The organism is Pseudomonas sp. No.117 (assembly GCF_054558395.1).
Window position 1 is genome coordinate 249,547 of sequence record NZ_BAAJNP010000001.1, and the last position, 20,539, is coordinate 270,085.

Annotated in this window: 19 protein-coding genes; 11 read left to right on the forward strand and 8 right to left on the reverse strand. The window is 67.2% G+C overall.

From position 1 onward, the window contains the following. Positions 1-79: 79 nt before the first annotated feature. Positions 80-307: a hypothetical protein gene (locus ACYJP6_RS01145; protein WP_027598123.1), complete on the forward strand. Its 228-nt coding sequence runs from the start codon at positions 80-82 to the stop codon at positions 305-307. 129 nt (positions 308-436) lie between these two features. Here ACYJP6_RS01145 and ACYJP6_RS01150 read toward each other — a convergent pair whose 3' ends face one another. Beyond that, positions 437-646, reverse strand: a complete 210-nt coding sequence (locus ACYJP6_RS01150; protein ID WP_145008474.1) for a DUF1127 domain-containing protein — start codon at positions 644-646, stop codon at positions 437-439. A 358-nt stretch (positions 647-1,004) separates the two neighbouring features. Beyond that, a complete protein-coding gene (gabP, locus tag ACYJP6_RS01155; protein WP_459472684.1) occupies positions 1,005-2,393 on the reverse strand; it encodes a GABA permease in 1,389 nt (462 codons plus the stop codon). A gap of 571 nt (positions 2,394-2,964) precedes the next feature. On the opposite strand from gabP, the gene ACYJP6_RS01160 reads away from it, so the two are divergent. The 5 genes from ACYJP6_RS01160 to ACYJP6_RS01180 all read left to right on the forward strand — a co-directional run bounded on the left by ACYJP6_RS01160 (position 2,965) and on the right by ACYJP6_RS01180 (position 10,167). Beyond that, positions 2,965-3,696 (forward strand): gluconate 2-dehydrogenase subunit 3 family protein, encoded by a 732-nt coding sequence (locus tag ACYJP6_RS01160; protein WP_459472686.1) that lies wholly within the window; start codon positions 2,965-2,967, stop codon positions 3,694-3,696. Then, the gene (locus ACYJP6_RS01165; protein ID WP_459472688.1) at positions 3,696-5,483 is read left to right on the forward strand and encodes a GMC family oxidoreductase; all 1,788 of its coding nucleotides are present in this window, start codon (positions 3,696-3,698) and stop codon (positions 5,481-5,483) included. Before ACYJP6_RS01160 ends, ACYJP6_RS01165 begins: the two co-directional genes overlap by 1 nt. 11 nt (positions 5,484-5,494) lie before the next feature. Then, the gene (locus ACYJP6_RS01170) at positions 5,495-6,859 is read left to right on the forward strand and encodes a c-type cytochrome (RefSeq protein ID WP_459472689.1); all 1,365 of its coding nucleotides are present in this window, start codon (positions 5,495-5,497) and stop codon (positions 6,857-6,859) included. 439 nt (positions 6,860-7,298) lie between these two features. After that, complete coding sequence (oxlT, locus tag ACYJP6_RS01175; RefSeq protein ID WP_459472691.1) at positions 7,299-8,564, forward strand: oxalate/formate MFS antiporter; 1,266 nt, start codon at positions 7,299-7,301, stop codon at positions 8,562-8,564. A 13-nt stretch (positions 8,565-8,577) separates the two neighbouring features. After that, entirely contained in the window at positions 8,578-10,167 is a 1,590-nt protein-coding gene (locus ACYJP6_RS01180) for a gamma-glutamyltransferase family protein (RefSeq protein ID WP_459472693.1), read from the forward strand. A gap of 1 nt (position 10,168) precedes the next feature. Here ACYJP6_RS01180 and ACYJP6_RS01185 read toward each other — a convergent pair whose 3' ends face one another. Then, entirely contained in the window at positions 10,169-11,083 is a 915-nt protein-coding gene (locus ACYJP6_RS01185; RefSeq protein ID WP_459472695.1) for a LysR family transcriptional regulator, read from the reverse strand. A gap of 101 nt (positions 11,084-11,184) precedes the next feature. Here ACYJP6_RS01185 and ACYJP6_RS01190 point away from each other — a divergent pair, with 101 nt between their 5' ends. The 3 genes from ACYJP6_RS01190 (at position 11,185) to gpmA (ending at position 13,638) form a co-directional block, all read left to right on the forward strand. After that, entirely contained in the window at positions 11,185-12,174 is a 990-nt protein-coding gene (locus ACYJP6_RS01190) for an aldo/keto reductase (protein ID WP_459472697.1), read from the forward strand. Positions 12,175-12,535: 361 nt separating this feature from the next. Continuing rightward, a complete protein-coding gene (locus tag ACYJP6_RS01195; RefSeq protein ID WP_145008465.1) occupies positions 12,536-12,763 on the forward strand; it encodes a hypothetical protein in 228 nt (75 codons plus the stop codon). Positions 12,764-12,891: 128 nt separating this feature from the next. Next, a complete protein-coding gene (gene gpmA, locus ACYJP6_RS01200; RefSeq protein WP_058772319.1) occupies positions 12,892-13,638 on the forward strand; it encodes a 2,3-diphosphoglycerate-dependent phosphoglycerate mutase in 747 nt (248 codons plus the stop codon). A gap of 627 nt (positions 13,639-14,265) precedes the next feature. On the opposite strand, the gene ACYJP6_RS01205 is transcribed toward gpmA, so the two are convergent. The 4 genes from ACYJP6_RS01205 to ACYJP6_RS01220 all read right to left on the reverse strand — a co-directional run bounded on the left by ACYJP6_RS01205 (position 14,266) and on the right by ACYJP6_RS01220 (position 18,349). Continuing rightward, on the reverse strand, positions 14,266-15,246 hold the full coding sequence (locus tag ACYJP6_RS01205) for a YihY/virulence factor BrkB family protein (RefSeq protein WP_459472700.1): 981 nt from the start codon (positions 15,244-15,246) through the stop codon (positions 14,266-14,268). A gap of 127 nt (positions 15,247-15,373) precedes the next feature. Next, entirely contained in the window at positions 15,374-16,216 is an 843-nt protein-coding gene (locus ACYJP6_RS01210; protein ID WP_459472702.1) for a glycosyltransferase family 2 protein, read from the reverse strand. Then, complete coding sequence (locus ACYJP6_RS01215) at positions 16,213-17,250, reverse strand: hypothetical protein (RefSeq protein WP_459472704.1); 1,038 nt, start codon at positions 17,248-17,250, stop codon at positions 16,213-16,215. The genes ACYJP6_RS01210 and ACYJP6_RS01215 overlap by 4 nt, the downstream gene beginning before the upstream one ends. After that, a complete protein-coding gene (locus tag ACYJP6_RS01220; protein ID WP_459472706.1) occupies positions 17,243-18,349 on the reverse strand; it encodes a glycosyltransferase in 1,107 nt (368 codons plus the stop codon). Before ACYJP6_RS01220 ends, ACYJP6_RS01215 begins: the two co-directional genes overlap by 8 nt. 360 nt (positions 18,350-18,709) lie before the next feature. Here ACYJP6_RS01220 and ACYJP6_RS01225 point away from each other — a divergent pair, with 360 nt between their 5' ends. Beyond that, the gene (locus tag ACYJP6_RS01225) at positions 18,710-19,441 is read left to right on the forward strand and encodes a glutathione S-transferase (protein WP_459472707.1); all 732 of its coding nucleotides are present in this window, start codon (positions 18,710-18,712) and stop codon (positions 19,439-19,441) included. Positions 19,442-19,493: 52 nt separating this feature from the next. On the opposite strand, the gene ACYJP6_RS01230 is transcribed toward ACYJP6_RS01225, so the two are convergent. Continuing rightward, positions 19,494-19,685: a CsbD family protein gene (locus ACYJP6_RS01230; protein ID WP_007161448.1), complete on the reverse strand. Its 192-nt coding sequence runs from the start codon at positions 19,683-19,685 to the stop codon at positions 19,494-19,496. 245 nt (positions 19,686-19,930) lie between these two features. On the opposite strand from ACYJP6_RS01230, the gene gloA reads away from it, so the two are divergent. Next, positions 19,931-20,455 (forward strand): lactoylglutathione lyase, encoded by a 525-nt coding sequence (gloA, locus tag ACYJP6_RS01235; RefSeq protein ID WP_459472710.1) that lies wholly within the window; start codon positions 19,931-19,933, stop codon positions 20,453-20,455. The last annotated feature ends 84 nt before the right edge of the window (positions 20,456-20,539 follow it).

Consider the following 20,539-nt stretch of genomic DNA (forward strand, 5'->3'; position numbering starts at 1 on the left):
CGTTCGCAGCTGATGCCCGCCTCCATCCTGGACCGGGCCCAACCAGATTCACAGGTTTATTTCGACGAGGCCGATACTCATGAAAAAGCTGCTGATCACCTCTACCGCTGCTGTGATGCTGTCGATGGCCACGGGTGTCTTCGCGGCCGAAACCTCCAAGAGCGCCACGGCCGTGAACGGCTCCGCCACCACCGAGGTGCCGGGCAAGACCACCGTGAAGGGTGGTGCCGACGGCGCTGCCGAGGTGCCCTTCAAGAGCGACAAGCCCAACAAGGTCGACGCTCGCAACCAGAACAACATGCAGTAACTCCGACCCGTTCGGGCGGAAACGAAAAAGCCCCGGCATGCCGGGGCTTTTTGCTGCCTGGACGATGGACCGCCAGACAAGACAAACCCCGCCGTGGCGGGGTCTGAGGAAGCTTTGCAGCAGCCGGGCTTAGCGCCAGAACGGCTTGTGCATTTCCTGGTAACGCTGGGCTTCGGTGATACCGGCATCGGCCAGCATACGAGCATCCAGACGAGCCAGTTCGTTGCGGCTGGCGATCCGACGCTGCCAGGTGGACAGGGTGGAGATCACACGCAGGGCAGCGGGTACACGGCTGCTGGGTTTGGCGTTGTACAGCGAGGAACTGAAGGTGCGTTCCATGGTGGCTTTCCTTCCCGCTTGTGACGGGTACTGGTCATCGAATGGCGCCATTGTCTCGCCAGGCGAGTGCTACCACCAGTAACAGTCCAAGGAAAGGTTCGCGGGTCACTCGGCACACAATTGCAACTGTACTGCTGCAATATGGGTCATTCTGTAACGTCATGCACCATTGCAGTGCATTTTTCGGTTACCAGAGGGAACAGCAGGGTACATCAGGCCTGTACAGTTCCGTTGCGAGGCACTGAACAGGGTGCTGTTCTACCTGTTACCACGGCTGCTGTCCAGCCGCATGACCCTTTTTTGCCCCATGAGGGTGCGCTCCCAGCACGGCGGCTGCCGCGCCGGGAGCGCCAGGACATCAGCGTACGGCGGCCGCCATGGCCGGCGCCTGGGGCTGGCGCCGCCCCACCCAGGTACCGATGGCCACCACCACCAGCGCCAGCAGCCCTGTCGCCAGGATCTCGAAGCGGTGCGCCTCGCTGAACAGCATCACGCTCAGGGCCCCGACGATGAAGACGATCACCGCCCAGGTCAGCCAGGGGAACAGCCACATGCGGAACTCAAGCTGTTCGCCACGGGCGATCAGCTTGCGTCTCAGGCGCAGCTGGGTCACGGCGATCACCAGGTACACCAGCAGGGCGACGGCGCCGGAGGTGGAAAGCAGGAAGCTGAACACCGCCTCGGGCATGGTGTAGTTGGCGATGGTGGTCAGGAAGCCCACGGCGGTACTGGCCAGCACTGCCGCACGCGGCACGCCGGTGCTGGAGGCACGACCCAGCTTGGCCGGGGCATCGCCGCGCCGGGCCAGCGAATAGAGCATGCGCGAGGCGGTGTAGAGCGCCGAGTTCAGGCAGCTGGCGACGGCGACCAGCACCACGCAGTCGACGATCAGCTTGGCATTGGGGATCGATAGCACTTCCAGGGCGCGCTGGTAGGAGCCCACCAGCGGCAGCTGGGCGTCGTTCCAGGGCACCATGGACACCACCAGGAAGATGGAGACCAGGTAGAACAGCGCGATCCGCCAGATCACCGAGTTGGTGGCCTTGCTGATCTGCCGCGACGGATCCTTGGACTCGGCCGCGGCGATGGTGACGATCTCGGTGCCCATGAAGCTGAACATGGTGGTCAGCAGGGCGCCGAGGACGGCGCCGAAGCCATTGGGCATGAAGCCGCCGGTGTGGGCCATGAGATTGCTCAGGCCACTGACTTCACGACCTGGCAGGGCGCCGACCAGCGCGGCTGCGCCCAGGGCGATGAAGGCGACGATGGCGATCACCTTGAGCAGCGCGAACCAGAATTCGAACTCGCCGTACTTGGCGACGCTGAACAGGTTGGTCACGGTCAGGATGCCGGTGATGACCAGGGCGAACTGCCAGGTGGCGACGGCCGGGAACCAGGCGTTGAGGATGGCGGCGGCGGCCACGGCCTCCAGCGGGATCACCAGCACCCAGAACCACCAGTACAGCCAGCCGATGGTGAAGCCGGCCCAGCGACCGATGCCCTGCTGGGCATAGGAGGAGAAGGAGCCGGTATCGGGCGAGGCGACGGCCATCTCACCCAGCATGCGCATGACCAGCACCACCAGGGTACCCGCCAGGGCATAGGCCAGCAGTACGGCAGGGCCGGCGGCGGCGATGGCATGGCCGGAGCCGACGAACAGGCCGGCACCGATCACACCAGCGATGGACAACATGGTCACATGGCGCGGTTTGAGCGCCGGGGAGAGGCTGCATTCTGCGTTGGACATAAGGTGTTACCTGACAACGGAAAGCCTCCCAAGTGCAACTTGCGCGCCACCCTCGCTGAAATCGGCACAAAACGAACTCAAAGGGTGCAAGAATTCGCGCAAAGCGGCGAAAAAGCGGCGTTCTCGCCGGGTATCGCGCTACGCATATGATGTACAAAGCGATTTTTTGCGCCCGTCAGCGTCGCTAGCGCTTGCTTCGTTAGGTATCACTTGGTGCAACTCGCACCGTTATGGTGCTTAACTCGGTGGAACCTTAGGTAACTTTCACCCGCTTCTCGGCTTATTCCCTTGCGCCCCGGCAAGGGAACAAGGGTGATGAAAGCAGGAACGAATCCCACCTGACCGGTACTGACCAGGCCCTTTCGGCGTCTTTGGTGAGCTGTACGGAAGGCCCACCAGAGCCTTTTCACGACCGATGCCCGTCAGACGGGAACTTGCGAGGCTGCCGGGCCTCTGCACAGCTGCGACAAAATGTAACGGCGGCCGGCGGATGTTGGTAATATTCCAACATATTAGCTAGCTAACCATAAGCCCTGCGGTTCCACGTCGGGCACCTGATGAGACCCTGACCATGTCCGCAGACGACTCTGTTCCGGCCCGTCGCGACTTCCTGCGCAAGTCCCTTAGCCTGATTCCCGTGGTGGCCCTGGCGGGCAGTGCCACGCCGAGCCTCGGCCTAGCCGCCTCGACCCCGGTGGACAAGCCCGGCAGCAGCCCGCGTGCCGACCACTATCAGCCGGTGTTCTTCACCGCCGAGGAATGGGCCTTCGTGCAGGCCGCGGTGGCCCGGCTGATCCCGGCGGACGATCTCGGCCCGGGGGCCCTGGAAGCCGGCGCGCCGGAATTCATCGACCGCCAGATGCAGACCGCCTATGCCCGCGGTGGCCTCTGGTACATGCAGGGCCCCTTCGCCGCGGATGCCGCGCCGGAAATGGGCTACCAGAGTCGCCTGGTGCCCCAGGACCTCTATCGCCTGGGCATCGCCGCGGTGGATCGCTGGACGGGTCAGCAGCAGGGCAAGGCCTTCGCCGAACTCGCACCCGCCCAGCAGGACGAGGCGCTCAAGGCCCTGGAAAGCGGTGACGCCCCGCTGGACGGCGTGCCGGCCAAGCTGTTCTTCGCCCAGCTGCTGCAGAACACCAAGGAAGGCTTCTATTGCGATCCGCTGCATGGCGGCAACAAGCAACTGGTCGGCTGGAAGCTGGTGAATTTCCCCGGTGCCCGCGCCGACTTCATGGACTGGGTGGAGCGCGACGAACGCTATCCGCTGCCGCCAGTCTCCATTCGCGGGGAGCGCGGCTGATGGCCAAGGTATTGCCCAGCAAGAACGTGGTGATCGTCGGCTTCGGCTGGACCGGCGCCATCATGGCCAAGGAGCTGACCGAGGCCGGACTGGACGTGGTGGCCCTGGAACGCGGCAGCTACCGGGACACCTATCCCGATGGCTCCTATCCCCAGGTGATCGACGAACTCACCTACAGCATCCGCAAGAAGCTGTTCGTCGACGTCTCCAAGGAAACCGTCACCATCCGCCACAGCGTCAACGACGTCGCCCTGCCCAACCGGCAGCTGGGCGTCTTCCTGCCTGGCGATGGCGTGGGCGGCGCCGGCCTGCACTGGTCCGGCGTGCACTTCCGCGTCGATCCGGTGGAACTGCGCCTGCGCAGCCACTATGAAGAGCGCTACGGCAAGAAATTCATCCCCGAGGGCATGACCATCCAGGACTTCGGCGTCAGCTACGCCGAGCTGGAGCCCTACTTCGACTTCGCCGAGAAGGTGTTCGGTACCTCGGGCACCGCCTGGACGATCAAGGGCCAGGTGGTGGGCGACGGCAAGGGCGGCAATCCCTATGCCGCGGATCGCTCCAGCGACTTCCCGCTGCCGGCGCAGAAGAACACCGTCTCGGCGCAGCTGTTCGAAAAGGCCGCGCGCGACGTGGGCTATCACCCCTACAACCTGCCTTCGGCCAACACCTCGGGGCCCTACACCAACCCCTACGGCTGCCAGATGGGGCCCTGCAACTTCTGCGGCTACTGCAGCGGCTACGTCTGCTACATGTATTCCAAGGCCTCGCCAAATCTGAACATCCTGCCGGCGCTCAAGCAGGAGCCGCGCTTCGAGTTGCGCAGCCGGGCCCATGTGCTGAAGGTGAACCTGGACAGTACCGGCAAGAAGGCCACCGGGGTGACCTACCTGGATGCCCAGGGCCAGGAGCTGGAACAGCCGGCCGATATCGTCATCCTCGCCGCCTTCCAGTTCAACAACGTGCGCCTGATGCTGCTCTCGGGCATCGGCCAGCCCTATGATCCCAAGACCGGCGAGGGCGTGGTCGGCCGCAACTTCGCCTACCAGAACATGGCCACCATCAAGGCCTTCTTCCGCAAGGATCAGCACCACACAAATCCCTTCATCGGCGCCGGCGGCAATGGCGTGGCGGTGGACGATTTCAACGCCGACAACTTCGACCACGGCCCCCACGGCTTCGTCGGCGGCTCGCCCATGTGGGTCAACCAGGCCGGCACCCGGCCCATCGCCGGGGCGGCCAATCCGCCCGGCACGCCGCAGTGGGGCAGCGCCTGGAAAAAGGCCCAGGCCGGCTACTACAACCACCAGCTGTCGATGGACGCCCATGGTGCGCACCAGTCCTATCGCGACAACTACCTGGACCTGGACCCCACCTACAGGGACGCCTACGGCCAGCCGCTGCTGCGCATGACCTTCGACTGGAAGGACAACGACATCCGCATGACCCGCTTCATGGCGGCCAAGATGAAGAAGATCGCCGAGGCCATGAGTCCCGAGCACATCAGCGTCGCGGTCAAGGATTTCGGCGGCCACTTCAACACCGCCAGCTACCAGACCACCCACCTGAACGGTGGCGCCATCATGGGCACCGATCCCAAGACCAGCGCGGTGAATCGCTACCTGCAGAGCTGGGACGTGCACAACGTCTTCGTGCCGGGTGCCTCGGCCTTTCCCCAGGGCCTGGGCTACAACCCCACCGGCCTGGTGGCGGCCCTGACCTACTGGTCGGCGCGGGCCATCCGCGAACAGTACCTGAAGAACCCCGGCCCGCTGGTGCAGGTATGAGAGGCGCGCCCATGATCTTCCGTACCCTCGCGACCCTGCTGCTGGGCGCCGGCCTGACCCTGGGCGTCCAGGCCGCCGACGACACTGACCCGGCATTGATCAAGAAAGGCGAATACCTGGCGCGTGCCGGTGACTGCGTGGCCTGCCACACGGCGCCGGGTGGCCAGCCCTTCGCCGGCGGCCTGCCCATGCAGACGCCCATCGGCACCCTCTATTCCACCAACATCACCCCGGATCGGCAGACCGGCATCGGCGACTACAGCTTCGCCGACTTCGACGCCGCCATCCGCCAGGGCATCGCCAGGGAGGGCCATACCCTCTACCCGGCCATGCCCTACCCCTCCTACGCCCGGGTCAGCGAGGGCGACATGCACGCCCTCTATGCCTACTTCATGCACGGCGTGACCCCGGTGGCTCAGGCCAATCGCGACAGCGACATCCCCTGGCCGCTGTCCATGCGCTGGCCCCTGGCGATCTGGCGCCAGCTGTTCGCCCCCGCGGTGGTGCAATTCCAGCCGGCCCCGGACCAGGACCCGGTGGTGGCGCGTGGCGCCTACCTGGTGGAAGGCCTCGGCCATTGCGGCGCCTGCCATACCCCGCGCGCCCTCACCATGCAGGAGAAGGCGCTCTCCCCCGCCGATGGCAAGGACTTCCTCGCGGGCAGCGCGCCCCTGGAAGGCTGGATCGCCAAGAACCTGCGCGGCGACCAGCGCGACGGCCTGGGCCGCTGGAGCGAGGAGCAGCTGGTGCAGTTCCTCAAGACCGGTCGCTCCGCCGACAGCGCCGTGTTCGGCGGCATGACCGAGGTGGTACAGCACAGCCTGCAGTACCTGAGCGACGCCGACCTGCTCGCCATCGCCCGCTACCTCAAGACCCTGCCGCCGAAGGATCCGCAGGATGCGCCCTTCCAGGCCGACGGTCGCGCCGCCGCGGCGCTCTGGCGCGGCGACGACAGCGCCCGCGGTGCCCAGGTCTATGTCGATAACTGCGCCGCCTGCCACCGCACCGACGGCCAGGGCTACGACCGGGTGTTCCCGGCGCTGGCCGGCAATCCGGTGTTGCGCACCGCCGATGCCAGCTCGCTGATCAACATAGTGCTCAAGGGCGGCACCCTGCCCGGTCTGCACACCGCGCCCTCGATGATCGTCATGCCGCCCTTCGGCTGGCGCCTGGACGATGCCCAGGTGGCCGACGTGGTCAGCTTCATCCGCGCCAGCTGGGGCAACGACGCCCCACCAGTCAGCGCCGCCGACGTCGCCAAATGGCGCACCGACGACAATCGCACCACCTCGGGCGACGACCTCGGCCAGGCCTTCGGCCATCGGCAACCGGTACCCGCGACCGCCGGCGGCGATACCCCGGCCGGGGCTCACTGATCCCGCACCCGGCGACCTGCCGCAGGCGCCCGACGCGGCGGCGGGCGCCTGGCGGGTTCTGCAGCGACTGACCGCGACCGACGGGTGGTCGCGACTAACCCGCTGCTTTCCGTCCACGGCTGGCAGGCCGTCGCTCCCGGCCTGGGGCCACCCCCTAGGCCCCGCCCTAGACCGCCGGCACCCTTTCACCAGGTTCCTTAGGCCGGATGCTTTCGGCGCTCCCGGGTAGTCATCGCGCGCACAGGCGCATCTCGTACTTGTCCGTTTCGCGCTATGCCTTGGGCTTTTGGCGTGAGTCCGACGGACTTCGCGGGTGCTACTTTCTGGAAAAGCCGGCCGACGCGACCCCCCAGTCTTCGCAGTCGTAGCCCATAACGATGATCGCTGCATCCCTTGCCATCCTGCCCTCACTCGTCTTGCCCTGACAGGATTGCACCCGATGACCACCAAGCCGCTCATCGCGACCTCGACCCCCGTCGTCTCCGCTACCTCGCGCTGGTTCCAGCTGTGCGCCGGCGTCCTCTGCATGATGGCGATTTCCAGCCCCCAGTACGTCTGGACGCTGTTCACCGGCCCGCTGAGCGCCAAGCTCGGCTCCGGCCTGGCCTCGCTGCAGGTCACCTTCTCACTGCTGATCGTCCTGCAGACCTTCTTCTCGCCGGTCCAGGGCTTCCTGGTCGACCGCTTCGGCATCCGCAAGCTGATCGCCTGCGGCTGCGCCCTCAGCGGCCTGAGCTGGATCCTGGCCAGTCGCGCCGACAGCCTCGCCAGTCTCTACCTGACCTACGGCGTGCTCGGTGGCCTCGGCACCGGCATCGTCTACGTCGGCGTCGTCGGGCTAATGGTGCGCTGGTTTCCCGATCGCCGCGGCCTCGCCGCCGGCGCCGTGGCGGCCGGTTACGGCATGGGCGCCATGGTCACCACCTTTCCCATCGCCAACAGCCTGAAGAGCCTGGGGCTGGAAACCACCCTGGTCACCTTCGGCGTGGTGCTGGGCATCGTCGGCCTGCTCGCCGCCCAGTTCCTGCGCCAGCCGCCGGCGCCGGCCAAGGTCCTGGCAGCCGAGGTCGGCACGGCTCCGGACATCGCGCCCAAGGCCATGCTCAAGACGCCGCTGTTCTGGCTGATGTTCCTCATGTTCACCCTGATGTCCACCTCGGGCCTGATGGTCACCTCGCAGATGGCCAGCTTCGCCAAGGATTTCGGCATGACCGAGGTGATGGTGTTCGGCATGGCCGCCCTGCCGCTGGCCATGACCATCGACCGCGTCTGCAATGGCCTGACCCGCCCGCTGTTCGGCTGGATCTCCGATCGCTGGGGTCGCGAGAACACCATGGCCTTCGCCTTCTGCTTCGAAGGCATCGCCATGACCCTCTGGCTGCTGACCAGCGACAACCCGGTGCTCTTCGTGCTGCTGTCGGGTGTCGTCTTCCTCGGCTGGGGCGAGATCTTCTCGCTGTTCCCCTCGACCCTCACCGACACCTTCGGCACCCGCCACGCCACCACCAACTACGGTTTCCTGTACATGGCCCAGGGCATCGGCTCGATCTTCGGCGGACCGGTCGCGGCGCTGCTGCACCAGTCCAGCGGCAGCTGGCTGCCGGTATTCGCCACCGCCATCGCCTTCGATCTCATCACCGCCGCCCTGGCCCTGCTGGTGCTCAAGCGCCTGCGCCAGCGCTGGCTGGCCCGTCACGCCCGCTAACGAGGGAAACCCCATGCTCAACACCACCGTCGCCGCCCGCGGCATCGCCGTTGCCCCCCACAGCCTGGCGGCGCAGTCCGCCCTGGCGGTCCTGCGCGAAGGCGGCAATGCCGTGGAGGCCATGGTCGCCGCCGCGGCCAGTATCGCCGTGGTCTATCCGCACATGAACGGGCTGGGCGGTGATGGCTTCTGGCTGATCGTGCCGCCCGAGGGCGAGCCCATCGCCCTCGATGCCAGCGGCCCGGCCGGCAGCGGCGCGACCCTGGCCGCCTATGCCGACCTGAACGCCATCCCGACCCGCGGTCCGCGCGCCGCCCTCACCGTGGCCGGGACCGTCGGCGGCTGGCAGGCCGCCCTGGAGGTGGCCGCGGAATTCGGCGGGCGCCTGCCGCTGCCGCGCCTGCTGGCCGATGCCATCCACTACGCCGAGGCCGGCATCCCGGTGACCGGTTCCCAGCACCTGGCGACCCTGGCCAAGCGCGCCGAACTGGAAGCCCTTCCCGGCTTCGCCGCGACCTTCCTGCCCGACGGCGCCGTCCCCGCCGAAGGCGCCCTGTTCACCCAGCCGCGCCTGGCGGCCACCCTGCGCCAGCTGGCGGAGCGCGGCCTGGATGACTTCTATCGCGGCGACCTGGCCGCCCGCATCGCCGCCGATCTGGCTGCGCTGGGCGCCCCGGTCACCGCCGCCGACCTGGCGGCCTACCGCGCCAGGCGGGTCACGCCGCTGCACCTCGCCCACAGCGCGGGCAGTGTCTACAACCTCGCCCCGCCATCCCAGGGCCTGGTCTCCCAGCTGATCCTCGGCCTCGCCGATCACGCCGGCCTCGGCGGCTGCACGGCTGATGGCAGCGCCCACGTCCACACCCTGGTGGAAGCCACCAAGCTGGCGTTCAAGGTGCGCGACGAGCACATCACCGACCCGGCGCACATGACCCTCGATCCCCAGGCCTGCCTGGAGCCCTCCTGGCTCGCCGACCTGGCCGGCCAGATCGACCCGCAGCGGGCCCGCCCCTGGGGCCGCGGCAAGGGGCCGGGCGACACCATCTGGATGGGCGTGATCGACGGCAACGGCCTGGCGGTGTCCTTCATCCAGAGCATCTACCATGAGTTCGGCAGTGGCGTGGTGCTGCCGGACAGCGGCCTCAACTGGCAGAACCGCGGCGCCTCCTTCAGCCTGGACCCCGCGCACATCCTGGCCCTGGCGCCGGGCAAGCAACCCTTCCATACCCTCAACCCCGCCGCCGCCCGCCTGGCCGATGGCCGGACCCTGGTCTACGGCACCATGGGCGGCGACGGCCAGCCCCAGACCCAGGCGGCGGTGTTCAGCCGCTATGCGGTGTTCGGCCAGCGCCTGCAGGAGGCGATCACCGCCCCGCGCTGGTTGCTGGGCCGTACCTGGGGCGAGAGCAGCGACAACCTCAAGCTGGAGAGTCGCTTCCCCGCCACGGTGATCGAGGAATTGCGCGCCCTGGGCCACGAGGTGGAGTTGCTGCCGCCCTTCAGCGAAACCATGGGCCACGCGGGCGCGGCGGTGCGTCATGCCAACGGGCTGTTCGAGGGGGCCTTCGATCCGCGCAGCAACGGGGCGGCGGCGGGCTACTAGCTCAGCGCTGCAACCAGGCTGGATCGACCGCAGTAAATACCTCCTCCAGCCACTCCACCCAGGCCCGCACCCGTGGCGAGGTCTGGCTGGCCAGGGGATAGACCGCCGCCAGCGGCAGGCCCGGCGGACGCTGGTCGGGCAGCACCTCTTGCAGGCGCCCGGCCGCCAGGTGCGCGGCCAGGTGATAGAGCGGCGCCTGGATCAGCCCGAGTCCGGCCAGGGCGGCGCCGACGTAGAGATCGGCACCACTGACCGCCAGGCGACCGCCGGGCTCCAGCCGCCGGATCTCGCCCGCCTGGCAGAATTCGAAGGGCAGTCGGCGGCCGCTGCGCAGCGAGCGGTAGTGCACCAGTTGGTGCCCGCCCAGGTCGTCCAGGCCCTCGGGCAGGCCCTGCCGTTCGAGATAGTCCGGACTGGCGCAGGTGATCTGCACCAGGGCGCCCAGCGCGCGCACCGCCAAGCCCTCGTCGTGCACCGGACCGCCGCGCAGTACGCAATCGATGCCCTCGCCGATGACGTCCACCGGCCGATCGTCGGCGCTGATCACCAACTCCAGGTCCGGATAGCGCTGGCAGAAGTCCGGCAGGGCGGGCATCACCAGCACCCGCCCCAGGCTGCTCGGCAGGTCGATACGCAGTCGTCCGCGCGGCTGTCGGCGCCGCTGACTGAAGGCCGCCTCGATGTCGTCCAACTCGGCCAGCCACCCGACGCAGCGCTCGTAGTAGGCGGCGCCGTCCAAAGTCGGGCTGACCCGGCGGGTGGTGCGGTGCAGCAGCGTGACGCCCAGGTGGGCTTCCAGCTGTTGCACCAGCAGGGTCGCCATGGCCGGAGACAGGCCCAGGTCGGCCGCGGCCCGGGTGAAGGAACGGCGCTCGACGATGCGGACGAAGCCGCGCATGGCTGCCAGACGATCCAAGATTATTCAGTCCACGCGAATACTGTCTGCCCAGATAGCACCTTTGTTCATCATCGCTCAATACCTAGGCTGACCGGGTCATCCATCGAGAGGAAAACGTCATGCTGCAACGACGACTGGGCCGCGATGGCCCGCTGGTATCCGCCCTGGGCCTGGGCTGCATGGGCATGAGCGAGTTCTATGGCGCGACGGACGAGACCGAGGCCCTCGCCACCCTGGACCTGGCGCTGGAGCAGGGGATGACCCTGCTGGATACCGCCGACGCCTACGGACCGCACCGTAACGAAGAACTGCTCGGCCGGGCCCTGCGCGGGCGCCGCGAGCGGGTGTTCCTGGCGACCAAGTTCGGCCTGGTGCGCAGTGCCGATCCCACTGCCCGCGGGGTGAATGGCCGGCCCGACTATGTGCGCCAGGCGGTGGAAGGCAGTCTGCGCCGGCTGGGGGTCGAGTATCTCGACCTCTACTACCAGCACCGGGTCGACCCGGAGGTGCCCATCGAAGAAACCGTGGGCGCCATGGCCGAGCTGGTGCAGGCCGGCAAGGTGCGTTACCTGGGGCTGAGCGAGGCGTCCAGTGATACCCTCAGGCGTGCCCAGCAAGTCCACCCCATCGCCGCCCTGCAGAGCGAATTCTCGCTGTGGTCACGCGATCCGCTGGAGCACGGCATCCTCGCCACCTGCCGCGAGCTGGGCGTAGCCTTGGTGGCCTACAGTCCCCTGGGCCGGGGCTTTCTCACCGGTGCCCTGAAGTCACCGGAGGATTTCGCCGCGGATGACTATCGCCGGCTGAGTCCGCGCTTCCAGGGCGAGAACTTCCAGCGCAACCTGGAGCTGGTGGAGCGGGTACGGGTCCTGGCCGAGGCCAAGAGGGTGACGCCCGGGCAGGTGGCCCTGGCCTGGGTACTGGCCCAGGGCGAGGACATCGTGCCCATCCCGGGTACCCGGCGGCGACGCTACCTGCTGGAGAATCTCGCCGCGCTCGAGGTGCGATTGAGCGCAGCGGAGAATGCCGAACTGGATCGCCTGTTCACCCCGGAGCAGGTGGCCGGTACCCGCTATCCGGCGGCCTGGATGCAACTCGTCGAGCGTTAGTGACCGCCAAGCCCGTCGCCGACCGACGGGCTTGCACCCTTGGCATCGATCCTGCTAGCTTGAACGGGTTAGTACCAAGCTGACCCCAATCGCCGGACGCCTTTCCGCTCGTAGTAGCAGCGCGAAATCAGCGTCATCCGGATCGTTCCGATCCCCTCGATTGCTCAGGATCTGCCGCCGCGGCCTCTGAATCTCGTGCCCGCCGGTTGCCTGCCTTCCCAAGTACTTACCTGCATGCCTGGGCCTCTCGCCCACACGCTGCCTTCCTCCAGCCAGAGATTCAGCCGTCGGCCGTCATGGGCACGAGGTTGCTGGAGTCATTTCACCGCGCCGACTGAGCGTGGATCCCAAGGATAGTCGTATGAACATTCAAAACCAGGCCATCGCGGCCATGCAACACCTCCAGGCGGCCTTCGCGCCGTTCCAATGCATCACCACCCCGGCTTCGCGCAAGGGCGGCTTCAGCTTCACCGTGGTCGACGAGCGTGGCGTAGCCTGCCGCAGCGAGCGCCTCTATCCCGAGCAGTACAGTGCCGCCGCCGGGCTGGAACGCGTCATCGAGCGCACCCGCCGCGCCCTCGCGGCCTGAGACGCGCTACGAGTGCCGGACGCATCACGGATTCCGTGATGCCCATGCCGGCAGCCTCCATCTGCGGTATGTTTGGCACAGCTTCGCGTAGGCGTGAGCCAAACAATGAATCCCAAGATGGAGGTCGCATGTCGCAAGTCGTATTCATCCGCCATGGCCAGTCGGCGTGGAACCTGGAAAACCGCTTCAGTGGCTGGGCGGACGTGGATCTGACCGAGCAGGGGATCCGCGAGGCCCACGAAGGCGGCCAGGCGCTCAAGGACGCCGGCTTCCTCTTCGACGTGGCCCACGTGTCGGTGCTCAAGCGCGCCGTCCGTACCTTGTGGCACGTCCAGGAAGGCATGGACCAGATGTGGCTGCCGGTGGTGAGCGACTGGCGCCTCAACGAGCGTCACTATGGCGGCCTGACCGGGCTGAACAAGTCCGAGACAGCGGCCAAGTACGGCGAGGAGCAGGTGCTGGTGTGGCGCCGCAGCTACGACGTGCCGCCGCCCGAGCAGAGCGTCGAAGAGCAAAAGGCGCTGGCCGCCGATCCGCGCTACGCCGGTCTGTCGCTGGATCAGGTGCCGCGCACCGAATGCCTCAAGGATTGCGTCGAGCGCGTCCTGCCCTACTGGAACGAAGTCCTGGCCCCGGCCATCCGCAGTGGCCAGCGCGTGCTGGTAGTCGCCCATGGCAACTCCATGCGCGCCCTGATCAAGTACCTGGACAACATCTCCGACAGCGACATCGTCAGCCTCAACATCCCCAACGGCGTGCCGCTGGTGTACGAGTTCGACGATAACCTGAAGCCCACCAAGCACTACTACCTGGCCGACCCGGACGAGGTCGCCGCCAAGATGGCCGCGGTGGCCAATCAGGGCAAGGCGAAGTAAGGCGTTCTTGTCCTGCGTCAATCGCGGCCATGGCGGTCTGCCGATGCGGCCGCTCCTAGGGGCACCGTAGGTTGGGTTGAGCGTAGCGAAGCCCAGCAGGCCTGACCTCGGAGTGGCGGCACCGTTGGGCTTCGACGATGAAGCCGTCTCAGCCCAACCTACGGTCCATTGCGACCATGGCTGCGATAAGACGGCCATGGCGGTCCGCCGATGCGGCCGCTTCTAGGGGTGCCGTAGGTTAGGTTGAGCGTAGCGAAGCCCAACAGGCCTACCTCGGGGTGGCGGCACTGTTGGGCTTCGACGATGAAGCCGTCTCAGCCCAACCTACGGTCCATGGCGACCATGGCTGCGATAAGGCGGCCATGGCGGTCCGCCGATGCGGCCGCTCCTGCGGGGCGCCGTAGGTTGGGTTGAGCGTAGCGAAGCCCAACAGGCCTGACCTCGGGATGGCGGCACTGTTGGGCTTCGACGATGAAGCCGTCTCAGCCCAACCTACGGTCCATGGCGACCATGGCTGCGATAGTCCGAAAGCCCGGACCCGCAGCGTGGAAAACCACCTGGCGTTTTTCACAATAACGGTCGCCGGTAGACGGTGGATAAGGCTGGCGCCGTTATCCACCCTACGTCTCAGGTACGACCGCCGGGTCGTTGCACCACCCGCGCTTCACCCACCACGCCTTCTTCCTCCGCCTGGGCCGCCTGGATTTCCTCGTCGCCTTCCACGCCGCCGTCACCCGGCGTCTTCTCGCCCTTTTCCTTGCCCTCGTCGCTGTGGTGCTCGATCACCGCATTGATCTCCGCGCCGAACAGCAGCACTGCCGAAGACAGGTAGAAATACAGCAGCAGCACGATGATGGCGCCGATGCTGCCGTAGGTGGCGTTGTAGTTGGCGAAGTTCTGCACGTAGTAGCCAAAGCCCAGGGAGGCCAGGATCCAGACCACCACGGCAAGGGCCGAGCCGGGGGTGATGAAGCGGAAACTCTGCTTCACGTCCGGGGTGACGTAGTAGAGCGCGGCCACGGCGATCATCAGGATGAACACCGCCAACGGCCAGCGGATCAGCGCCCAGAGGGTCACCATGTAGTCTTCCAGGCCGACGTAGGCGGCCAACCAGTTCATCACCTGGGGCCCGAGCACCATCAAGGCCGCGGCGCTGAGCAGCAGGCCGGCAAGGCCTATGGTGTGCAGTACCGACAGGGGAATGCGTTTCCAGGCGGGGCGGCTCTCCACTACGTCGTAGGCGCTGTTCATGGCCGTCATCAGCGAGCGGAAACCACCCGAGGCGGACCACAGCGCGACGATGATACTGAAGGACAGCAGGCCGCCCTTCTGCGTCTGCAACTGGTCGATGATGGGGTTGACGGTATCCAGCGCGGTGACCGGCAGCAGGTAGGCGGCCTGTTCCCGCAGGAAGGTGAAGAAGTCCGGCAGGTGCAGGAAACCGATCAGGGCGATGAGGAACAGCAGGAAGGGAAACAGCGAGAACAGCATCTGGTAGGCCAGCGCCGCCGCATAGGTCGGCATGTCGTCGGCGACGAATTCCTGGACGGCACGCTTGATGAGGGTGAACGGCGAAACGCCGCGCAGGCTGAAGGCAAACAAGGACATGGCGGCTCCTGACGAACGTTCCTCGAGACGAATGGCTGGAGGCGATCTGCAGAGGCCTACGCCCGGTGGCTTTGCAGACCAGCCCTACCTTCAGAGTAGCGCTGGCCGGGTTGGTTGCGCCGCGCAGTCAGAAGCCTGACCCGGCGGTGTCCCGGCAGGCGGCGATCTCAGCGGCACTGGGCGTCCTGAGCTCCTCTATCCCGCGGCTCTCATCGAAACGGATGTAGCCAGCGGCGGCAAAGTCGCGCAGCCAGCCGTCCATGGGCCATACGCCCCAGCGCGCCTGGAAGCGCCGGGCGTTCGCCAGGATGCTGGCGAAGTGATTGAGCGGCGGATGGTAGGTGGGGTGGTACTGGTGGAAGGCCCGGGCGTCGGCCTGATATACGGGCACCCCCGCTTCCCGGGCGCGAAAGGCGAAGTCGGTGTCCTCGCCACCATAGCCGCGATAGCCTTCGTCGAAGCCGCCGATGCGCTGGAAGGTGGCGCGGCGGCAGGCGAAGTTCAGCGACCAGAACAGCGGATGGGGAATGGCGGTCCCGGCGGGCCTGTCCCGGTGCAGCGGATGGACCACACCCGTCGCCAGCAACTCCGCGGGCGTCCAGTCGCCTTCGGCGATCCCGGCCGGCAGGTAGTGGACCAGGCCCTGTTGCAGGGCCTCGGGGCGCGCGGCCAGCGCCTGGCGATAGCCGTCGAGCAAGGCGGGCGCGGGAATGCAATCCACGTCGAGAAACACCAGCTCCTCACCGGGCGCGGCGGCCACGGCGGCATTGCGCGCCGCGGCCAGGGGCAGGATGCCGTCGCCGGTGACGCCGAGCACCTGGATCGGAAAGCGCGCGCTGTGCAGCGCGCGCGGCGCCTCGTTCATCTGTACCACCACCAGGGCGGCGGGTGGCGTGGGCGCCAGCTCCAGGCCGCGGATGAGGTTGGCCAGTTGCCGCTCGCGGCCGTGGACCAGGGTCAGGACGATCATGCCAGCACCTCCCGGGCGACGGCCTGGATGCAGGCGGCGGCGCGGCGGGCGCCCTCGCCGTCGCTCACCTGTGCCCAACGCTGCGGATCCAGCTGGCGCGCCGCGCTCAGCAAGCCCGGCCAGTCGCCCGCGGCGGGCCAGGTTTCGCAGGTGATCGCCAGGCCCTGGGCGGCCAGCAGCCGGCCGGTGGACAGTTGCTCGTCGAAGGGGCGGGCGTCCGGCAGGCAGACGAAGCGGCAGCGCAGATCGGCGAGCTCCGCCACCAGGCTGTCGCCGGCGGAGCCGACCACCACCTCGGCCCTGGTCAGCCAGGGCGCGGGGTCGGCGACACTGCCGGCGAAAGTCAGGTTAGCCAGGGCCGGCGTGGCGTCGTCCGCTACCGGGCCCAGGACCGTCCACTGCCAGTCGGGACAGGTCCGCGCGGCGGCGGCCAGGCGCGCGCGGCTGAACGCGGTACCGCCATGGCCGGCGATGACCGTGACCGTCCGGGGCTCGCGCTGCGCCGCGCCTGGCCGCCCGGCGTAGCGCGACAGGCTGCCCGCATAGCAGGTCTTGGCGCGCCAGGCGACGGGTGTGTCAGGTTCTTCGAGGCTTTCCGGATAGGGCGCCAGCAGGCGGCTGGCGGTGGCATAGGCCAGTTCATGGGCCGCATCGAAACGACTGCCGCGCTGGCGCAGATAGAGGGTCGGGACGCCACACAGGCGCGCCAGCAAGGCCACCTCGACCGAGACGTCGACCACCAGCAGGCAGGGCCAGGCGCGGCGGAACCAGTCTACCAGCGCACCCATGCGCTCGCGCAGGCCCGCCACCCCGAGCGGGGCATAGTGCAGACAGGCGAAGGCCTCGCCCTCCACACCGGGCGCCACATCGGCCGGCAGCGGGCAGAGTTCGACGTTGGTCAGGTCCACGGACGCAGGCAAGCGACTGCCGAACAGGGTCAGGGGGCCGTCGCAGGCCGCGGCAATGGCCAGGGCGCGGGTCACATGACCGGCGCCGTGATGGTGGGCGTAGTAACCGATGCTTAGCTCAGCCACGGGCTACCCGCCCGGCGGCGACAGCGGCGAGCAGGGACTCGTAGCGATCGATCATCAGGTGTTGGCTCCACTGGGCCTCGGCGCGCGCCCTGCAGGCCTCACGCGACAGCGACAAGGCCTCGCGCAGCGCCGCCGCCAGGGCGGGCACGTCGCCAGGTGGCGCCAGGGCACCGGTCTCGGCGCTGAGCAGTTCCGGCAGGGCGCCGCGGGCGAAGGCGGCCACCGGCGTGCCACAGGCCAGGGATTCGGCGACGATGAGGCCGAAGGGTTCGTCCCAGCAGGGCGTGACCAGGCAGGCGCGCGCCTGGGCCACTTCGGCGGCCAGGGCGGTACGGTCCAGGTGGCCGAGATAGACCGCCTGCTCACCCAGCCGCGGCTCGATCTCCTGGCGGAAATAGCGTTCGTCGGTGGCCTGGCCGGCCAGGCGCAAGGGCACCCCCGCTTCCCGCGCGGCATCCAGCGCCAGGTGCGGCCCCTTGTCGGGCACCAGCCGACCGAACCAGAGCGCATGGTTACCCACCGGCGCCGTGCCCGGGCGCCAGGCGTCGAGATCTATGCCGTTGGGGATCACATGGCAGGCCGGCGCCAGGTGCGCCCAGCTGTCGGCATTGGCCTGGGATACGGTGCAGTAATGGCCGCCTCCGCGCCTGTGCAGCTCACCGATGGCGTTGATCAGCTCGAAGAACGGCGGGGTGTGCAGCACGGTGAGCATGGGCGTGCGAATCAGCCCGGACATGGTGATCGGCACATAGTGCAGGGCGTTGTTGAAGATGACGTCGAAGCCGTAGCTGTCGATTCGCTGCAGGCAGTCGAGATAGCCATGGTGCTCGTCGAGATACTCGGAACTCAGCACGTTGCGCTTGCGGCGGCAGCCATCCGCGCCGTAGTTTCCATCGTCGAGGATGGGCACCACGTTCAGCTCGGGTGCCGAAGCCGAGCTGGCGAACAGCGTCACGTCATGGCCGCGCTCGCGTAGTTGCAGGGTGATGTCGTAGGTGAAGGCCTCCAGGCCGCCGGCGAAAGGCTGGCGTACCGGGTGTTTCACGTGGGTGAGAATACCTATGTGCATGGAACCGTCCGCCTGCTGGTGCCCCGTCATCCCACCGTCCTCAGAGCTTGCTCAAAGTCTGCTGCGCGTCGGCCAAACCGCGTTGAAGAGGCCCTGGAAGGCCAGCCCCGCCTAGGCGGCCCCGTCGCAATGCTCATTTACCACTCGTAAACTCGCACGCGAGCCCGGTCCGCTTCCTCAGGTGTCTTCGCGGGGCCGCCCAGGCCTTGTTTGGCTCTAGCTCGCCAGCCTTTGAACAGGCTCTTATCGCTAGTCGCTGGTTGATAGGAGTCTCAGCGACAGGAATTGGTTGTGCGCTTCGTCGTGAAAGCTGCAGGTGGGGCAAACCTTCGAACCCGGGCAGGAGTCAGCCCTCCAGGATCGAACAACCTGCAGACGATGGAGGTGCCCATGCGTTACGAACTGCACTACTGGCCCAGCATCCAGGGCCGCGGCGAATTCGTCCGGCTGGCGCTCGAGGAGGCCGGCGCGGACTACCTCGACGTCGGCAATGCGCCGGAAGCCGAGAGGCTCGGCGTTCCTGCCATGGATGCCTACCTGCAGGGCGGCAAGACCCGCCGTCCGCCCTTCGCCCCGCCCTTCCTGAAGGCCGGCGACGAGGTCATCTCCCATGTCGCAAACATCCTCCAGTACCTGGGGCCGCGGCTGGACCTGGTACCGGCCGACGAGGAGTCCCAGTTCTGGGTGCACGGCCTGCAGCTGACCATCACCGACCTCACCGCCGAGGCCCATGACGTCCATCATCCGGTAGCCATCGCCCTGACCTACGAAGAGCAGCAGGCCGAGGCACAACGTCGCGCCAAGGCGTTCGCCGGGGAACGCATCCGTACCTACCTGAGTTATTTCGAGCGGGTGCTGGGTTACAACCCGGCCGGTGACACCTGGCTGGTAGGCGACCGCCGCTCCTATGTCGACCTGTCGCTGTTCCAGGTGGTGGCCGGGCTGACCTACGCCTTCCCCAATGCCATGCGGCGCCTGGCGCCGGACATCCCGCGGGTGCTGGCCGTGGCCGAGCGGGTGGCCGCCCTGCCCCGCATCGCCGCCTATCTCGTCTCGCCCCGGCGCCTGCCGTTCAGCGAGAACGGGATCTTCCGTCACTATCCGGAGCTGGACCCGGCCTGACCGGCAAAAGAAAAGGCCGCCCGAGGGCGGCCTTTTCCAGCAGAGTCAGGACTTAGGCGCGGTCGATGGTGTTCTTGACCGCTTCCTTGCCCTTGCCGACGTTCTTTTGCAGTTTGCCTTCGGCTTCCTGGGCACGGCCCTCGCCTTTCATGCGGGAGTTGTCGGTGGCTTCGCCAACGCCTTGCTTGACCTTGCCGGCCACTTCTTTGGCGGTACCCTTGATCTTGTCGCTGGTGCTGCTCATATCAGTCTCCTTGGGATCGCACAGGCAGTGCGCTTACCAAATCCGACTGCTGCTCTAGCGCTGCGGTTTCGACCATTCGTCGCAGAGCGCAGCGGCAACGGCGATCAAGGTGGGTTTGGGAAAGGCTAGCTGGAGCCTTTAGACTTCCTGCCTTTTTCGTGAGCGACCGCCGGCGGCGCCCCTCCCTGCGGGAACGTTACGCGGGGTGGTCTCTCCAATTTCCACACCCTCACCGGAGAATCCTGATGTCGCTGAGCCAATTCGATAACCTGCCGGGCGTTACCGCCCAGCCGGACGCCGCCACCCGCGAGTTCGTCTTCAACCACACCATGCTGAGGGTCAAGAATCTCGAAACCTCGCTGGACTTCTATACTCGCGTCCTGGGGTTCACCGTGGTCGATCACCGCGACTTCCCCGATGCCAAGTTCAGCCTGACCTTCCTCGCCTTGGTCGATCGCAGCCAGGTACCGGAAGATCCGCAAGCCTTCCAGCGCTGGCGCCGGTCCACCCCCGGCATCCTCGAGCTGACCCACAACCACGGCACCGAGAACGACGCCGACTTCAGCTACCACGATGGCAACAGCGATCCGCGCGGCTTCGGCCACACCTGCGTGGCGGTCCCGGACATCCGCGCCGCCTGCGAGCGCTTCGAGCAACTGGGCGTGACCTTCCAGAAGCGCCTGACCGACGGCAGCATGAAGGAAATCGCCTTCATCAAGGACCCCGACGGCTACTGGGTCGAAATCATCCAGTTCACCCCGCTGTCCTGATCCCCCCGGGCCCGACGTCCGTCGGGCCTACCCTCCCGCACACACATCCGACGACTTCTCGGCGCGCAACTGGTACCGACTGGC

What these genes read in the sequence shown, in the direction of transcription:
- ACYJP6_RS01205 (WP_459472700.1), bottom strand. Translation starts at nt 15,246, where the DNA reads ATGTCCTTGTTTGCCTTCAGCCTGCGCGGCGTTTCGCCGTTCACCCTC.
- ACYJP6_RS01225 (WP_459472707.1), top strand. Translation starts at nt 18,710, where the DNA reads ATGCGTTACGAACTGCACTACTGGCCCAGCATCCAGGGCCGCGGCGAA.
- ACYJP6_RS01180 (WP_459472693.1), top strand. Translation starts at nt 8,578, where the DNA reads ATGCTCAACACCACCGTCGCCGCCCGCGGCATCGCCGTTGCCCCCCAC.
- ACYJP6_RS01220 (WP_459472706.1), bottom strand. Translation starts at nt 18,349, where the DNA reads ATGACGGGGCACCAGCAGGCGGACGGTTCCATGCACATAGGTATTCTC.
- oxlT (WP_459472691.1), top strand. Translation starts at nt 7,299, where the DNA reads ATGACCACCAAGCCGCTCATCGCGACCTCGACCCCCGTCGTCTCCGCT.
- ACYJP6_RS01210 (WP_459472702.1), bottom strand. Translation starts at nt 16,216, where the DNA reads ATGATCGTCCTGACCCTGGTCCACGGCCGCGAGCGGCAACTGGCCAAC.
- ACYJP6_RS01170 (WP_459472689.1), top strand. Translation starts at nt 5,495, where the DNA reads ATGATCTTCCGTACCCTCGCGACCCTGCTGCTGGGCGCCGGCCTGACC.
- ACYJP6_RS01160 (WP_459472686.1), top strand. Translation starts at nt 2,965, where the DNA reads ATGTCCGCAGACGACTCTGTTCCGGCCCGTCGCGACTTCCTGCGCAAG.
- ACYJP6_RS01190 (WP_459472697.1), top strand. Translation starts at nt 11,185, where the DNA reads ATGCTGCAACGACGACTGGGCCGCGATGGCCCGCTGGTATCCGCCCTG.
- gpmA (WP_058772319.1), top strand. Translation starts at nt 12,892, where the DNA reads ATGTCGCAAGTCGTATTCATCCGCCATGGCCAGTCGGCGTGGAACCTG.
- ACYJP6_RS01195 (WP_145008465.1), top strand. Translation starts at nt 12,536, where the DNA reads ATGAACATTCAAAACCAGGCCATCGCGGCCATGCAACACCTCCAGGCG.
- gabP (WP_459472684.1), bottom strand. Translation starts at nt 2,393, where the DNA reads ATGTCCAACGCAGAATGCAGCCTCTCCCCGGCGCTCAAACCGCGCCAT.
- ACYJP6_RS01150 (WP_145008474.1), bottom strand. Translation starts at nt 646, where the DNA reads ATGGAACGCACCTTCAGTTCCTCGCTGTACAACGCCAAACCCAGCAGC.
- gloA (WP_459472710.1), top strand. Translation starts at nt 19,931, where the DNA reads ATGTCGCTGAGCCAATTCGATAACCTGCCGGGCGTTACCGCCCAGCCG.
- ACYJP6_RS01145 (WP_027598123.1), top strand. Translation starts at nt 80, where the DNA reads ATGAAAAAGCTGCTGATCACCTCTACCGCTGCTGTGATGCTGTCGATG.
- ACYJP6_RS01165 (WP_459472688.1), top strand. Translation starts at nt 3,696, where the DNA reads ATGGCCAAGGTATTGCCCAGCAAGAACGTGGTGATCGTCGGCTTCGGC.
- ACYJP6_RS01230 (WP_007161448.1), bottom strand. Translation starts at nt 19,685, where the DNA reads ATGAGCAGCACCAGCGACAAGATCAAGGGTACCGCCAAAGAAGTGGCC.